Here is a 15,315-nt window from a genome sequence, read left to right as displayed (position 1 = left end):
GTCCAGGTATGCTCGGAATGTTTGACGGGACGGGTACCAGCTTGTGAATACGACGGGTTTTGGATAACATGTACTTTTGACACGCACGTGAGCACGCAATTCAGAGGGCGAGTCAACCGTTCGCCTGGAACCGGCCCGAACGTATTCGGAGGAACGCCGATACCGGTGGAACCACTACCGACGACTGCATGACGACACTCGATGTGAGATCGATTCCGCCGGTCGACCGCCATCCGACGATTCACGACGCCTTCGACGAACTCGAGGCGGGCGAAACGCTGACGATCATCAACGATCACGAACCGAAGCCGCTGTTCTACGAGTTCCAGGCGGAAGTCGACGAGTTCGACGTCGACGGATACGCCGTCGAGCAGGCCGAGGCGGGGAAATTCGTCGCGGAGTTCCCCAAACGAGCCGAGTAACGCACCCGTCGCCAAACTGGTACCCTCGTTCATCTCCACCGTTCGCGTTTTCGTGCGAACGTTTTCGTTCGTCACCCGAACGCATTCGCGAGCAAGTAGACGACCCTCGAGCCCGTTTGCAGACGTATGTCTACTCACGACCAGGGCCACGAATCCGTCGTCGAACGAACGTCAGCGCCCCAGGACCGGCCGCGAACCGTTCTCGACGTCCGATCGCTGGGGCCGCCCGCTCCGCTCGCGAACACGCTCGAGCGACTGGCGGACCTGCCCGACGAAGCGGTGTTACTCCAGCGAAACGACCGCGCCCCGCAGTTTCTGTATCCGAAACTCGAGGACCGGGGCTACACGTACGAGACGCTCGAGACCGACGCCGAAGTCGTGACCGTTATCTGGCGAGAGTGACCGCAAAACCTTGGTGCCGTCTCCGTTTTCACCGGATTCGAACCCCCGTCTGAACGAATTGCTTGAAGTTGATACCCTCATAACGGGGGGTCTTTTAAATATTTAAACTCATGTCCGAACACCTCCGTGTGTATTTCCATTGTTCGGGAATCGTATTCATACTTGAACATACGTCAAGCCATACTCCCAGGTGAGGACAATGACCCAACTGAATTCGAAACGACGGCGGTTCTTGCAGGGGCTCGGTGTGGCTGGTGCAGTAGCGGTCGCTGGCTGTGTCGGGAACGCTGACGAGGGGAATGGAAACGGAAACGGAATTGGCAACGGCGAAGAACCAGCGGGCGACACGGAGGAATCCCTCCCGGGTGCGAAGCCAGTCGACGTCGACCGCGTTGCGGCCGATCCGACGGACATTCCGGGGCCGGTCGACTGGAACGAGCCGCGTCGCCACGAAATCTCGATGACGACAACGGAGGTCACCGCGGAGATCGAACCGGGCGTCACTTTCGACTACATGACGTTCGACGACCAGATCCCGGGACCGATGATTCGCGTGCGCCGGGGCGACACGATCCACCTCACGCTCACGAACAGCGAGGAGAACTCGATGCCCCACAACATCGACCTTCACGCGGTCTACGGCCCTGGTGGGGGCGCCGAGGACACGACGATCAGTCCGGGTGAGAGCGCGGAAATCGAGTTCAAGGCGATGTACCCCGGCGTGCACGTATACCACTGTGCAGTCCCGAACATGGACTACCACATCAGCGCCGGGATGTACGGCGCGATCCTCGTCGAGCCCGAAGACGGCCTCCCGGAGGTCGACCGCGAACTGTACTTCGGGCAGAACGAACTGTACACGAAGGGAACCCCCGGCGAGGAGGGCCACCACGCGTTCAGCTTCGACAAGATGAAAGCCGAGGACCCGACCTACGTCACCCTCAACGGCGAGGCCTACGCGTTCACCGGGAACGGCTACGGCCCCGTGACCGTCCAGAAGGGCGAACGGGTTCGCGTGTTCTTCGCCAACGGCGGTCCGAACCTGACGAGTGCCCTCCACCCCATCGGGAACGTCTTCGATGCGTACTACCGCGAGGGCGACCTGGTCTCCGATCCGGGCCGCTTCATCGAAACTGCGCCGGTCGTCCCCGGTTCCGTCGCGGCCGGCGAGATGGAGACCCCGGTTCCCGGTCCGATCAAGCTCGTCGACCACGCACTCACTCGAGCCGCTCGGCGGGGGATGCTGGGCGTCATTGAGGTCGAGGGCGAACCGGAACCCGACATCTTCAATCCGAACCCGTAGGCTCGCTGTGTGTGGAGCCCACCTTTCTTTTCCGCGACTCGTCTCCTCTCCGATCTGCCTCAATTCTCATCCACGACTCTCGACAGTTGATGAACTGGCTCGAACGAGTACGTCATTTGCCATACTCACCAGGCAGCTCGAGAGCCTCGAGTTCGGTATGGCTACAGACTGAAGCCGGTACGCACTGCTCTGTCCGACTGCAACCAGAGTACGGATTCGGACTCGAGGGAGAAAACGCGACCGTTTCGATACCTGGCGGCGAAATCGACGGGCTACAGATCTGAACGATAGACGTGAATGCGGAACTGCCACTAATCTAGCTCGAGACGTCTCGTCGCTCGAAGTATTCGCTCGCGACGACCAGGAGGACGACGATGGCAACACAGAGGACGGAGAAATCGGTCCACGAGATCTCGCCCTCGGCGAGAATTGCCCCAGGGTCGAAGTACCGCGAGAACGCTACGTCGCCGAGCCATTCAGCGTCAGTGCCGAAGGTGAACGTGTCGAGCAGGAATAGCCCAAACACCGCGCCGACGCCAACGGTCTGGGCTCGGCGAACGGAATCGAAGACAACCGATGCGAGCAGGCCAACCCCGGCACAGGCGAGCAGGTACGCGATCGAGTACGCGTGGACGGCGAACAGATCGACGACGTCGATCGATTCATCCACGAAGATTACACCCAGATAGATCGCGAGGAACGTGATCGCGTTGACCAGGACGAGTCCAGGGACGAGGGACAGAAATTTCCCGACGACGAACCGAGTGCGCGACACCGGTAGCGTGAGCGTCATCTCCACCGTTCCCCGCTCGAGTTCGCCGGCGACCGTCGACGCCGCGGCGTACGCGTAGTAGATCGCGAGCAAGATTACCCAGCCGAACTGATAGAGCTGCGAAACGAGGTAGCCCTCGATCGTCGTTAGCGTGGTTACACTTCCGACGAACGCGCGCGTCGCCTCGGGCGGGAGCGACTCGAGGTAGGCGTCGAGGTCGGGCCCCGTCGCCTGTATCGACGGAAAGAGCGCGATCGTGAGCGCGATCAGGGCGACCAGCGCACTGGATAACAGTAGCGATCCGCGCAATCGTCGGTCGGCCTCGAAGGACGTGAGTTCGAACATTCGGATCAGGGAATCCGCCGCCACCTGACGACGAATGGTGACTTATAGGTTTCCGAGGGCTCGACGATCACAACGATCCATTGATTCGCCAATGGGGCGGAAACGAAAGGGTTCGCCCGCGGAACGGGCCTGACGATTTATTCGTCGGTCGGCCGTCCTGAGATGGAAATGACGGGCCAGCAGGATGCCTCGAGTCGACGGAATCGTCGCCTCGTCGTGCTCGGGCACGTCGTTCTCATCGTCGGATTTTTGGCAGGGTTGCTCAGTGGGGCGACGGTGCTCCAGGTAGACACTGTCGCGGCAAACGTACAAGACGACAGCGCTGGGAACGAGACGGGAACCGATCCCGACTCGGCGGGCGCGAACGCCACGGACGACGAAGGCGACGACGGGAATGAGTCCGGTCAGTTTCCGCCCAGCAAAGGCGAGGCCGGTCCGCCACAGGAGGGTCCCGCCACGGCAGGTCCGACGATCGTCCAGGCACCCGCCGACGACATCGAGGTCGTCGTCGCGGAGGGTCAGTCAGTGCGAGCGGGTGGCGCGACGACTGTGACGCTCGAGGTGACCAACGACGGCGACGACGATGCAATGGACGTCGTCGTGACGCTCCAGGCACCGGACGGAACGCTGTCGCTCGGGGCACCGAACGCGCCCCAGGCCGAGCAATCGGTCTCCCTCGGGGACCTCGAGGAGGATGAAACAGACACCGTCGATGTCCGGGTCGCGGCGGCCGCGGTCGAACCAGGAACGTATCCGGTGTTCGCGACCGTTCAGTACCTGGTCGAGGACGGTGACGAGGGAGACGACGGTAGGAACGGTGACGATAACGGCGACAACGGCGACGACGAAACCGTCGTAATCGGCGGGCCGTCGGTGCTCGCCATCGGCCTCGAGGAGCGCCCGAGACTTGTCGTAACGCCCGTCGACGAAACCGTTCCGGTCGACGGCGACGGCGTCTACGAGGTCCGAATTTCGAACGACGGCACCGAACCCGTTTCCGGCGTCGTCGCCACCCTCGAAGCCGGGCCACCGCTCTCGAGCGAGTCACCGACAGCGTACGTCGGGACCCTCCACCCCGGCGAATCGGAAACGGTACGCTTCGCCCTTGAATCGTCCTCGGACGCCATCGAGACGACCACCAGCGCGACGATCACGCTGACCTACGAGAGAGGGTCCGATGGCGACGGCCAGACGGCGACGAATCCGATCGCGGTCCCCGTTTCGCTCGTCGAATCCGATGGCGAGGCCGATGTCGAGTCGATCGCCCCGTTCGTCGTCGTCGCTCTCGTGCTCGCGCTCGCCCTTGTCTGGTGGTATCGGCGCCGGTGATTCGAGTCGACCGTGGCTCGAATCTCGAGATTCGAACCACCGATCACGAGGGGCCGTCCTCCCCGTCGCCATAAAAGTGCAGAAACACGTCGTCGATAGATGCTTCACGCACCTCGAGGTCCAGCACCGTGTACTCGTGTAACCTGTCGATCAGTGCGTCGAACTCCCGTGAAAGGACGAGTCGATACGCGCCGGACTCGAGTCGATCGACCCGCGCGATTCCCTGGAACTCGAGTGCCTCGACGGGTGGCTCCTCGGCCAGTCGGACGGTGGCAACCGTACCGCTCTCTGCGAGGATGTTGCTGACGGTGTCGAGTTCGATCAATCGGCCGTTCCTGATGATACCGACCCGGTCGCAGACGCGACGGACCTCGCTGAGCACGTGCGAAGAGAAGAAACTCGCCAGCCCGCGGCGCTTTCGTTCTTCGAGCAGATAGTAGAACTCGTTCTGAACGAGCGGATCCAGTCCCGACGTGGGCTCGTCCATGATCGCCAGCTCCGGATCGTGCATGAATGCGGCCACGATGGCGAGTTTCTGTCGGTTGCCGCTCGAGTAGGCCTTCACGTGTCGCTCGAGCGGCACGGGAAAGCGTTTCAGCAATTCCTCGCGCCGCTCCTCGCCGCGAAGCCGGCCGAAGTAGTCGAGGACCGCCTCGCCCGTGACCCGGTCGTAGAAGGTGACGTCGCTCGGCAGGTAGCCCAGGTCCCGTTTCACGGCACGGAGGGCGTTCCGGTCGGTGACATCGTGGCCCAGTACCCGCGCTTCGCCGTCCGTCGGCCCCAACAGCCCGAGTAGGACCCGAATCGCCGTCGACTTTCCCGCACCGTTGGGGCCGAGAAATCCGAATATTTCGCCGTTCTCGACGGCAAACGTGAGGTCTTCGACGCCGCGAACGTCCCCGTAGTACTTCGTGAGTCCCTCGACCGCTATCGGGTATGCATCTCCGCTCGTCACACCGAGCGTACTCCGCCCCGGGTCATAATACGTACGTGGCCCCGCGGCGATACCGATCGCTCGAGTCGGTCGAAACATGTTCGGGGGAATTATCGGGTACGACCGTTTCTAACGACTTCGTGTGAACGGGAACGGGAGCGGAAACCGCCCGTTCGAACACGCTCTACTCACTCATGACGACCCTGTTTACGACACGTCGATTCGTCCTCCTCCTTGCGACAACGACGCTCGCAACCTACGCACTGCTCGCGACGGGGGCGGCGCTCGCGACGACCGACGCCGGGAGCGCCTGCGGGAAGTGGCCGCTCTGTACCGACGGAATCGCGTCACCGATCGATCCCACGCTGATTGCCGTTCTCGGCCATCGACTGCTCGCCGGGGTCGTCGGCCTGTTACTCGCCCTGACGACGCTCGGTGCCTGGGAGGCGGAGTCTAGTCGACGAACGCGTATCGCCATCAGCGGCGGCGTGGTCCTCTTCGTGATTCAGGTCGGTGTCGGTGGACTCGTCGTCGTTACCGGGGAGCCCGTCGCGGGACGAGCCCACCTCGCGATCGCTGCCGTGCTTTTCACCGCGCTGCTCGCTGCCCTCGGCTGGACGCTCGAGGGCAAGTCGACCACCGAGCGAGCCACATTCGACGCCGCCGACTCGGCCCCGTCGTCCGAACCTGCAAGCGAGCCGCCGTCGTCCGCAGCCGCAAGTGAGACGACGTCGTCCGCACCTGCGAATGAGCCCTCGTCGAACCCGACTCGAACCACCGCGGAACGGTCGGCGCGCGCTCGGCTCCATTCGAGGGGACGATCCTACCTCGAGTTGACGAAACCGCGATTGATGTGGCTGCTGTGTTTGCTCGCGCTCGCGGGAATGGCGCTCGCGACGACGACGACCGGCCAGTGGCCCGACGGCGTGACCGTCGTGGCGACACTCGCCGGCGGGATGCTGGCGACGGGAGCGAGTGGGGCGTTCAACCACGCCTACGAACGCGACCGCGATCAGCAAATGTCGCGAACGGCGGCCCGGCCCGTGGCGACCGACCAGGTGTCGGCCGCTCGCGCGACTCTCTTTGCGTTCGCACTGGCCGTCCTTTCGATGGTCGTGCTCGTGACGCTGGTCAGCCTCCTCGTCGCGGCGCTGACGCTAGCAGCCATCGTCTACTACAGCGTGCTCTACACCGTCGTCCTCAAACCGAATACGACCTGGAACATCGCGATCGGCGGCGGGTCGGGCGCGCTTCCGGCCGTCATCGGCTGGGCCGCCGTCACGGGCTCGGTCGGGCTGCCGGCAATCGTCCTCGCGCTGATTGTCGTCGTCTGGACGCCGGCACACTTCTACAACCTCGCGATCGTCTACCGCGACGACTACGCGCGAGCAGGCTACCCGATGTTTCCGGTCGTCTCGGGCGTCTCGGCCGCCCGTCGCCGGATCCTCCTGACCCTCGGCGGAACGCTGGTGATGACGACCGTGCTCGGCCTCGTGACCCCGCTCGGCTGGCTCTTTACCCTCTCGACGATCACCGTGGGTGGGCTGTTTCTCGGGACGGCAGTTGTGCAGTGTCGCCGCCGAACAGACCGCGCGACGCTCCGGACCTTCCACGCCTCGAACGCCTACCTCGGCGTCGTCCTGCTCGCCATCGTCGCCGAAGCGCTCGTCGTCGGACTCCGACCATGACCATGAACGCGATAACCCCACGCATCCGACACGACACCCTCGACTCGAGTACCGCCGTCGTCAGCGTCGTCGTTCTCGGCGACGGGATCGTCATCCTCGGCTTCTTCGCCGTCGGCTTGCTCTCGCACGCGATCGAGCCGTGGACGTACCCGCTCCACACCCTCCGGACCGCCGTGCCGTTTCTGGCCGGCTGGCTGATCGTGAGTCCGCTCGTCGGAACACTCCGGCTCGATACGCTTTCCAGCCCCTTCGAGACCCTTTGGTATGTCACGCTCGGCTGGATCGGCGCCTCGGTCGTCGGCGCCGCAATTCGGTCAACGGTGTACTTCCCCGGGGGCGCCCCGCTCGAGTTCGTCCTCGTCAACGTCGTCTTCGGACTCGCCTTCGTCCTGCCGTGGCGACTCTGTGTCTCGCTTCTCGTTCGTCGAGCGCGTCGACGACTCATTTAAACATCCCCACATAGTGCGGCTATACCCCTATCGAGACCCGCCGTGTTCGTCTAGGTAGAGGTGCCCAACCGACTGCAATGACAACTTACGAATTTACCTGTCCAGGCTGCGGCCAGCGAGGCCCCGTGGGCGGCGACGTACGCGACGCGACGGTCGAATACGGGTGTCCAGTCTGCGGAACGACGGTTTCCCGCGAACACTTTCTGGTTCACTGAGGACGTTTTAGCGTGTTTCGATGCGTTTCGACGTATTCGGCGTGTTTTAGCACGTTCGCTGTGTTCACCGCATCTTGCCACCGCTCGAGAGCCTGACCGACGGCGAAAAGTCGACAGGACCTACGCGTCTCCGCGATCGATTTCGGTTCGGCGCCCGCTCAGGTCGTCGGGTTCGAACCGGTAAAGTTTGATGTCGAGATTCGCCTTCGACTCGCCCCAGATTTCGAACAGCGGTCGCTTCGTCGTCCCGTACTGCTCGACATCCTGGACGGTGAGGTCGGTCGGGTCGATCGTCTCGAGTGTGCCGACGGCGACGGCACTGTGGTAGGTCCGGCCGCCATCTTGTTCGTCGTAGACGACGAGACGAACCTGGGGAGTAGAGTCGAGGAACTTCCGTTTCTCGCTCTCGGGCGTCGAAACCAGTCGCATGTAGAACGACCGGCTGTTGGCGTCGTATCCGTAGGAGATCGGAATCGCATACGGCGTGTTGTCGCTGGCGAGTGCCAGGACGCCGGTCTCGTGGCGACTCAGGAAGGCGTCGATTTCTGTCGCCGTCATCTCGGTTTCCTCGGCTAGTGACATCGTCGTATGCAGAGTCAAAGCCTATGCGCCATTAAACTATTTCCGTTGTCGCTCGGGGAAGATCACGCGTCGGTCTCGAGGATGTCCTCGAAGAGCTTTCGCTGGGCGGCGACGAGGTGTTCGGTGAACGTCGATTGGCTGATGTCGAGTTCGGCCGCGATTTCGGTCGCGTTAGCCCCTTTCGGCCGCTCGAAGTAGCCGGCATCGTAGGCGGCCTGCAGGACCTCATGCTGGCGGTCGGTGAGTTTTCCGCGGTTGACGAACACCTGCTCTTCGGTCGACCCCTGCAACGGCGGCTGGAGGAGTCGTTGGACGTCGATGTCGGGGTACCGTTCGCGGAACTCGGCCATGATCGCCTGAAGTTGGTCGAAGTGCTCGGCGTGAAAGACCAGCGTGAGGTCCCCGTCCTCGGCGACGTAGCGGTGGACCGGACAGCCGAACGAGCCGAGACAGGCGCACGGACAGTTCGAGTCGTCGTGCGTGTGGCGATAGAGGTTGGTCGACCCGTAGGAGAATATCGGGCCGGAGACGTCGTCGATTTCCTCGTCGGTGGCGGCGAGGAACTCCGTGGTGCTTGTGGTACTCTTGGCATTTCCCTCGCTGTCGCTCAAGTTACCCTCGCTCGCAGTACTGGTCGACACCCGATCGACCGTCGTCCCCGTCCGCTGTGAAAAGCTCGCTATCGGGCAGCCTTCGGGCGATCCGACTTTCACCGTCGCGCGAATTCCCGGCGACATCGTCTACCGTTGGGTTCGAAGTCCGGCCTAATGAAGATAGGGTTCCGCGGACTCGGGGCCGACGTGTCGGTCGACGGTCACTCGACGAGCCACGAGAGACGACTGTACTGTCGTTGAAGCGACGGTCGGATATCCAGAAGTACTATTTATTTGGCTCTACGTCTGGAATGGTATGAATCCCCTGGCTCGATTCCACTCGGCGTTCGGTGGGCGTCGTGCGATCCTCGCACTCGGGGGACTGTACGCCACTATCGGTATGATCTGGCCACTTATGCAGGCCGGTGAAGCGCTATCGAGTTCGGTAGTACTAATCGTCGTCGTCCTGGTCAGCGGGTCAGGCCTCGTGCTTCTCTACGGGGGATATGGTCTGCCCCGGACTGACATTCAGCCGACGTTCTTTTCGACCATCGCCCACTGGTGTCTCCGCGCGATCGGCGTCGTCGTCAGTATTCTCCTCTTCATCTATCTCGCCGGCCAGTTGTCGGACCCAGTGAACAACTTCCTCATCCTCTCTGCGCTCGCTGGCGTCGCCGGATTCGGCGCAGGGGCCTACGACGCGCGCGCGAAGTCACGAGCTTACGTCCTCGAGCAGCGCAACCAGGAACTCCAGGACACGCAGGCGGAACTCGAAGAGACGCTCGACCGCCTCACGACGTCCGAACAGCGCTACCGAACGTTGACGGAGAACTTTCCGAACGGGGCCGTCGCGCTGCTGGACACCGAGTTACGACACACACTCGTCGCAGGAAACGCCCTCGAGGAAACCGGGTACGACCCGACCGAACTGCAGGGAAAACGAGTCCAGGACGCCTTCCAACCGGAGGTCGTGGACGTCGTCGAACCCCACTATCGCGCGACGCTCGAGGGCGAATCGACCGTCTTCGAACTGGAGACTCCTGGACAGGTGTTCGAGTTCCGTACTCATCCGTTGACCGACGAGGGTGGACGCGTCTACGCCGTGCTGGTCATGTCCCAGGACATCACCGAGCGGAAAGACCGCGAACGGGAACTCACGGATCGGATTCGCCAGCAACAGATCGTTGCCGATCTCGGCCAGCTCGCACTCGAGACGGACGACCTGGACGAGCTCATGCACGAAGCGACCCAGCAGGTGACGGCCGCGCTCGACATCGAGTACTGCAAAGTCCTCGATCTCGATGCCCGGGCCGACGAACTACTCCTCCGCCAGGGGGTCGGCTGGAAACCCGGGCTCGTCGGAGCGGCGACGGTTTCCGCCGTCGAAGCCGACTCGCAGGCGGCGTACACCCTGGCGAACGATCATCCCATCGTCGTCGAAGACCTGGAGACGGAAACACGGTTCACCGGTCCGGATTTACTTCGCAGCCACAACGTCCGCAGCGGGATCAGCACGATCGTCGGCCCGAGTGACGATCCGTGGGGGATTCTGGGCGCTCACGACACCGATCCGCAGGTCTTCAGCGACGAAGACGTCACGTTCATCCAGAGCGTCGCCAACATCATCGCGGAGGCCATCGAACGCCACCAGTATCAGCACGAACTCGAGCAGTCCGTAGCCAACTTGCGCGAATCCAACAAGCGCCTCGAACAGTTCGCCTACGCCGCCTCCCACGACCTCCAGGAACCGCTCCGGATGGTCTCCAGTTACCTCCAGCTCATCGAGCGCCAGTATAGCGAGGCCTTCGACGAAGACGGGGAAGAGTACCTCGAATTTGCGATCGATGGGGCCGATCGGATGCGGGAGATGATCGACGGGTTGCTCGCCTACTCGCGGGTGGAAGCGAGCGGCAAACCGCTCGAACCGCTCGATCTCGAGGTCGTCCTCGAGAACGTTCGCGAGGACCTCCAGGTGCGGATTTCTCGAAGCGACGCGACGATCACGACCGAATCGCTCCCAACCGTCGAGGGCGACCACGATCAGTTGCGACAGGTCTTCCAGAACCTGATGAGCAACGCGATTCAGTACAGCGGCGACGAGCCCCCGTCGATCCACGTCTCGGCGGAACGAAACGGCTCTCGATGGATCGTTTCGGTCCAGGACGACGGGATCGGAATCGATCCCGACGAAACGGAGCACATCTTCGACGTCTTCACCCGACTGCACAGTCGGACGGAGTACGAGGGGAGCGGGATCGGACTCGCCATCTGTGAGCGGATCGTCGAACGCCACGGCGGCGAGATCTGGGCGGAGTCCGAACCCGGTGACGGAACCACGGTCTCGTTTACTCTCCCTTCGGTCGGTGAGCGGGCCGAGTGAGGGTCGCAACGGTCACGACACGGACACGCGGACGAGTTCAGACCAATCTGGCCATTCGAGCGGGATTCACGTGCTCGTGTTCGATCCATCTACGGCGAGTTTCGAGTTTCGAGTTTCGAGTTTCGAGTCTCGAGCCTCGAGCCTCGAGCGACGTCCTGGACGCCGTCGCCTCGCCGTTCGTTCCCATCGAACAGAGGAATCGCCCCAGCAGGGCGAAACTCGACGACCACGGGGTATTCTCATCACCTCAGAACGAGAGTGGACCACTTATTACTGGAGAGTGTTTGATCTAGTAGCAATGAGTACAAGTGAGGACTATCGCTTCGTCTGTCCCGAGTGCGCCCAGTCCATCACGGTCAACGCGTCGATGCGGGAGGCCCTCGTCGAGAACGGCTGTGTGGTCTGTGGGAGCGCCGTCTCTCGGGCGGACTTCGAAGAGATGGCCGAAAGCGACGCCTGAATTACCGCCCGTCACCGACGCGTCGAACGCCCGTGCCTCTCTTTTCGCGACCGGCCGACTTCTCGATGGACGAATTTTTCTCGACGGATGCCCGCTGGGTCGCCTCTCGACGACATCGACGGAGCAGAGTCCAGGACTCGAGTTCTTCGATGGCGATGGCGATGATGATGACGACCATCGGAAGATGGGACTATTCGTGTCCGAGACGAGCCCACCCATCAGTCACTCGATGCCGTGTGGTGCGTTCACAGGCCCCGAAACGGCTATTTTCACCACCCTATATAAATGACCCACGATATCGGTGGTGTACACTCGAGGGCCATCGGTTCCTCTACAGAAGTATGAGCCAGTCACTAACCGCGACGACGAGCCCCTTCGGATACGACACCCCAAGCGACGAGACGACGATCACCACCGGCGACGACGTCCAGACCATTCTCGATGCGCTCACCGACGCCGACTGCCGGACCATCCTCGAGGCCCTCAACGAGGACGCCGCGTATCTCACCGCATCCGAACTCTCCGAGCGCTGTGACGTCCCCCTCTCGACGACCTACCGCAAAATCGAGAAGTTGACCGACGCGGGGATGCTCGACGAGAAACTTCGCATCCGCCGCTCGGGCAAGCACACGAGCGAGTACGGCCACCGCGTCGACGACGTCCAGATCTCGGTCGAAGCCGACAGTGGGATCGAACTGTTGCTCTCTCACCCCAGCGCCTGATCGGCTACGCTCTTCTCTTTTACTCCTAAAACTATCGTTTCAACGCCTCGAGCAACGCGTCCAGGTCGTCTCGCGTGTTGAACGCGTGAACTGACGCCCTGATGGCGTCCGGGTACGAGAGCGACCGAACGGCGACGTCTTGCTCGGCGAGGCGGTCGACCGTCGCCTCCGGATCGGGCACGTCGATCGTGACGAGTCCGGACTCGAACTCACGGGGGCTGCACAACGCGGAGTCCGGGAGGCCGTCCGTGAGATACTCGGTAAGATCGACGATACGGGACTCGATGGCTTCCGTTCCGAGTTCCTGGTGATAGTCGATCGCCGCCGCCAGGCCGTCGTAGAGGGCGGGGCTGGTCGTGCCGACCTCGAACCGACCGGCACCGGGCGCGTACTCATAGTCGTGCGCGGAGGCGTCGGTCACGCTCCGGTAGCCGATCGCACCCGGCACGCACTCGCGTTCGGCCCCCTCGCGGACGTAGAGGAAGCCGGCGCCGAAGGGGCCGAGCAGCCACTTGTGACCGGCGCCGACGACGAAATCGGCCCCCCAGTCGGTGACGTCGACGGTGGTCTGTCCAGGCGACTGCACGGCGTCGACGAGGACCCGCGCGTCGGCATCGTGTGCCAGCTCGACGAGTTCCTCGATCGGCAGTCGCGTTCCGTGTGTCCAGGTGATCGAACTTACGACCAGGAGCGTCGCTCCCTCGAGTGCGTCCTTCGCGGCTTCGAGGTCCAGTTTCCCCTCCTCCGTCTCGAGGACGCGAACCTCCGTGCCGCGCGTACGCTCGAGCCGTCGCCACGGCAGGATCCCCGCCGGGTGTTCGAGGTCAGTGCGGACGACGACGTCGCGTTCGTCCCAGTCGAACGCGCCGGCGACGCGGTTGATGCCGTCGGTCGTGCTCTGGGTGAGCGCGATTTCAGTCTCGCGAGCGCCGATGAGGTCGGCGACCGCCGTCTTCGCCCGGTCGAGGCTCGAGCTGGCCGCGGCGTACATGCCCTCGCCGGTCGGCGCGTCGTACTCGTGGGACTCGAGGGACGACTCGATCGTCTCGACGACGGGCCGGGGGCTGGGCCCGCCGGCGCCGGTGTTCAGGTAGATGCCGTGCTCGAGCGCCGGAATGTCCGCGCGAAGGGTCTCGTGGTCCATGAGAATAGCTGAGTTTACTCGTCGAAGGCCCTAATCGTTGGCCTCGATCGGAGGGGCTGCCGGTTCCGTTGCCAGTTCGGCGTCCGTCTCCTCGACCCAGGCCTCGGCGTCGAGCGCGGCCATGCTCCCCGTCCCGGCTGCGGTGATTGCTTGCCGGTACTGTGGGTCCATGACGTCGCCGGCGCCGAAGACGCCGGGCACGTCGGTCTCGGTCGTCGAGCCCCGGGTCTCGAGGTAGCCCGCGGCGTCCAGCGAGACGGGCGTATCCACGAGGAAGTCGGTGTTTGGGACGTGGCCGACGCCGTAGAAGATGCCGCCGACGTCGACGGTTTCCTCGATGACGTCCTCGCCGACCTCGACCTTCTCGATCGGGTGGCCATCGGGGTGGCTCACGAGCGTCGCGCCGGTGACGCCCGAGTCCCGGTCGCCCTGGATCGCGAGCAGTTCGGCGTTCCAGCGGAACGAGATCGTCTCGTGATCACGAGCGCGCCGGGCCATGATGTCGGAGGCGCGAAGTTCGTCGCGTCGGTGGACGACCGTGACACTCTCGGCGAACTTCGCGAGGAAGAGCGCCTCCTCCATCGCGCTGTCGCCGCCCCCGACGACGAGCACGTCGTCGCCGCGGTGGAAGGCGCCGTCGCAGGTCGCACACGTCGAGAGCCCGTACCCCATCAACTCGTCCTCGTTTTCGGCACCGACCCAGCGAGCGCTCGCGCCGGTGGCGACGATCAGTGCGCGTGTCCGGATCGTCTCGCCGCTCGAGAGGTCGAGTTCGAACGGGTGGGCCTCGAGGTCGGCCGCCTCGACGGTTCCGTGGGCGAACTCGGCGCCGAATCGCTCTGCCTGTTCCTTCCCGCGCTGTACGAGTTCCATGCCGCCGACGCCCTCCGGGAAGCCGAGGAAGTTCTCGACTTCCGTCGTGAGCGTCAGCTGACCGCCGGGTTCGGGGCCCTCGAGCACGAGCGGCCCGAGGTCCGCCCGCGCGGCGTAGACGGCCGCGGAGAGGCCAGCGACGCCGGAGCCGACGACGACGAGGTCGAGGTCGTGGTCGTGGTCGTGGTCAGAGTCGCGTTTCTCCTCGCTCATTCGTTCGTGTATCCCTCGACCAGGCTGCGGAGTCGGTCGGCGGGCAACGCGCCGACCTGCTGTTCGACCTGCTCGCCGTCGGCGAACACCATGATTGTCGGGACGCCGCGAACGCCGAAGCTGCCCGCGAGCGGCTGGTTGTCGTCGACGTCGACCTTCGCGACCGTGGCGTCGGTCTCCGTGGCGAGTTGCTCCATCACCGGCTCGAGCATCTGGCACGGGCCACACCACGTCGCGAAGAAGTCGACGAGAACGACGTCGTTCTCGCTCACGACCTCTTCGAAGTGGGACTGGCCCTGGATGTAGACTGGTTCGTCGGCGGTCTGGTCGGTTCCGCTGTATGCATCAGATGACATCACCTCTTCGTATGGCCCGGGAGTGTTTAAAGGTTTTGTGTGTATTGTGCAATACAGTATCGTGGCCTCGAGTTGTGGAGTGAGGTCGCAGCACTCTAACTCCTTAAATTAGCGAGTATTGGTAGCATTTCGA

The 15,315-nt window shown here is 63.3% G+C and carries 18 protein-coding genes; 10 read left to right on the top strand and 8 right to left on the bottom strand.

All coding sequences use genetic code 11. From position 1 onward, the window contains the following. The first annotated feature begins 188 nt into the window (after positions 1-188). The 3 genes from NGM15_RS02560 to nirK all read left to right on the top strand — a co-directional run bounded on the left by NGM15_RS02560 (position 189) and on the right by nirK (position 2,127). Positions 189-422: a DUF2249 domain-containing protein gene (locus NGM15_RS02560; protein ID WP_253434883.1), complete on the top strand. Its 234-nt coding sequence runs from the start codon at positions 189-191 to the stop codon at positions 420-422. A gap of 126 nt (positions 423-548) precedes the next feature. Further along, positions 549-824 carry a DUF2249 domain-containing protein gene (locus NGM15_RS02555; protein WP_253434881.1) on the top strand — a complete coding sequence of 92 codons (276 nt, stop codon included), beginning with the start codon at positions 549-551 and terminating at the stop codon, positions 822-824. 199 nt (positions 825-1,023) lie between these two features. Beyond that, the gene (nirK, locus tag NGM15_RS02550) at positions 1,024-2,127 is read left to right on the top strand and encodes a copper-containing nitrite reductase (protein WP_253434878.1); all 1,104 of its coding nucleotides are present in this window, start codon (positions 1,024-1,026) and stop codon (positions 2,125-2,127) included. A 316-nt stretch (positions 2,128-2,443) separates the two neighbouring features. Here the strand turns inward: nirK and NGM15_RS02545 are convergent, their stop codons facing one another. Beyond that, entirely contained in the window at positions 2,444-3,244 is an 801-nt protein-coding gene (locus tag NGM15_RS02545) for an ABC transporter permease (protein WP_253434875.1), read from the bottom strand. 168 nt (positions 3,245-3,412) lie between these two features. On the opposite strand from NGM15_RS02545, the gene NGM15_RS02540 reads away from it, so the two are divergent. Continuing rightward, positions 3,413-4,573: a COG1361 S-layer family protein gene (locus tag NGM15_RS02540; RefSeq protein ID WP_253434873.1), complete on the top strand. Its 1,161-nt coding sequence runs from the start codon at positions 3,413-3,415 to the stop codon at positions 4,571-4,573. A 43-nt stretch (positions 4,574-4,616) separates the two neighbouring features. Here the strand turns inward: NGM15_RS02540 and NGM15_RS02535 are convergent, their stop codons facing one another. Further along, a complete protein-coding gene (locus tag NGM15_RS02535; protein WP_253434870.1) occupies positions 4,617-5,528 on the bottom strand; it encodes an ABC transporter ATP-binding protein in 912 nt (303 codons plus the stop codon). 173 nt (positions 5,529-5,701) lie between these two features. Here NGM15_RS02535 and NGM15_RS02530 point away from each other — a divergent pair, with 173 nt between their 5' ends. The 3 genes from NGM15_RS02530 to NGM15_RS02520 all read left to right on the top strand — a co-directional run bounded on the left by NGM15_RS02530 (position 5,702) and on the right by NGM15_RS02520 (position 7,859). Next, complete coding sequence (locus NGM15_RS02530; protein WP_253434867.1) at positions 5,702-7,195, top strand: heme o synthase; 1,494 nt, start codon at positions 5,702-5,704, stop codon at positions 7,193-7,195. Then, a complete protein-coding gene (locus tag NGM15_RS02525) occupies positions 7,192-7,644 on the top strand; it encodes a DUF3054 domain-containing protein (RefSeq protein ID WP_253434864.1) in 453 nt (150 codons plus the stop codon). Before NGM15_RS02530 ends, NGM15_RS02525 begins: the two co-directional genes overlap by 4 nt. A gap of 77 nt (positions 7,645-7,721) precedes the next feature. Continuing rightward, entirely contained in the window at positions 7,722-7,859 is a 138-nt protein-coding gene (locus NGM15_RS02520) for a DUF7560 family zinc ribbon protein (RefSeq protein WP_253434861.1), read from the top strand. A 120-nt stretch (positions 7,860-7,979) separates the two neighbouring features. On the opposite strand, the gene NGM15_RS02515 is transcribed toward NGM15_RS02520, so the two are convergent. Both NGM15_RS02515 and NGM15_RS02510 read right to left on the bottom strand, forming a co-directional pair. Continuing rightward, entirely contained in the window at positions 7,980-8,441 is a 462-nt protein-coding gene (locus NGM15_RS02515; RefSeq protein ID WP_253434858.1) for a pyridoxamine 5'-phosphate oxidase family protein, read from the bottom strand. 62 nt (positions 8,442-8,503) lie between these two features. Further along, on the bottom strand, positions 8,504-9,178 hold the full coding sequence (locus NGM15_RS02510) for a helix-turn-helix domain-containing protein (protein ID WP_253434855.1): 675 nt from the start codon (positions 9,176-9,178) through the stop codon (positions 8,504-8,506). Between the two features lie 172 nt (positions 9,179-9,350). Between NGM15_RS02510 and NGM15_RS02505 the strand changes: the two genes are divergently transcribed. Together NGM15_RS02505 and NGM15_RS02500 are read left to right on the top strand one after the other, a co-directional pair. Further along, positions 9,351-11,414 (top strand): sensor histidine kinase, encoded by a 2,064-nt coding sequence (locus NGM15_RS02505; RefSeq protein ID WP_253434852.1) that lies wholly within the window; start codon positions 9,351-9,353, stop codon positions 11,412-11,414. A 298-nt stretch (positions 11,415-11,712) separates the two neighbouring features. Further along, on the top strand, positions 11,713-11,874 hold the full coding sequence (locus NGM15_RS02500; RefSeq protein WP_253434849.1) for a DUF7560 family zinc ribbon protein: 162 nt from the start codon (positions 11,713-11,715) through the stop codon (positions 11,872-11,874). A 1-nt stretch (position 11,875) separates the two neighbouring features. Here the strand turns inward: NGM15_RS02500 and NGM15_RS02495 are convergent, their stop codons facing one another. Beyond that, positions 11,876-12,052 (bottom strand): hypothetical protein, encoded by a 177-nt coding sequence (locus NGM15_RS02495; protein WP_253434846.1) that lies wholly within the window; start codon positions 12,050-12,052, stop codon positions 11,876-11,878. Between the two features lie 163 nt (positions 12,053-12,215). Here NGM15_RS02495 and NGM15_RS02490 point away from each other — a divergent pair, with 163 nt between their 5' ends. Further along, entirely contained in the window at positions 12,216-12,596 is a 381-nt protein-coding gene (locus tag NGM15_RS02490; protein WP_253434844.1) for a winged helix-turn-helix domain-containing protein, read from the top strand. Between the two features lie 31 nt (positions 12,597-12,627). Here the strand turns inward: NGM15_RS02490 and NGM15_RS02485 are convergent, their stop codons facing one another. Genes NGM15_RS02485 through trxA form a run of 3 tightly spaced genes read right to left on the bottom strand, consistent with a single transcriptional unit; the run spans position 12,628 to position 15,182 of the window. Beyond that, complete coding sequence (locus NGM15_RS02485; protein ID WP_253434841.1) at positions 12,628-13,740, bottom strand: aminotransferase class V-fold PLP-dependent enzyme; 1,113 nt, start codon at positions 13,738-13,740, stop codon at positions 12,628-12,630. A 30-nt stretch (positions 13,741-13,770) separates the two neighbouring features. Continuing rightward, positions 13,771-14,826: an NAD(P)/FAD-dependent oxidoreductase gene (locus NGM15_RS02480; RefSeq protein WP_253434838.1), complete on the bottom strand. Its 1,056-nt coding sequence runs from the start codon at positions 14,824-14,826 to the stop codon at positions 13,771-13,773. Further along, complete coding sequence (trxA, locus tag NGM15_RS02475) at positions 14,823-15,182, bottom strand: thioredoxin (protein ID WP_253434835.1); 360 nt, start codon at positions 15,180-15,182, stop codon at positions 14,823-14,825. The genes NGM15_RS02480 and trxA overlap by 4 nt, the downstream gene beginning before the upstream one ends. Positions 15,183-15,315 lie beyond the last annotated feature (133 nt).

This window comes from Natronosalvus halobius (genome assembly GCF_024138145.1).
GTDB classification, from domain to species: Archaea; Halobacteriota; Halobacteria; order Halobacteriales; family Natrialbaceae; genus Natronosalvus; species Natronosalvus halobius.
Note: the sequence above shows the minus strand (reverse complement) of the source record. Positions and strands in the feature narration are given on the sequence as shown.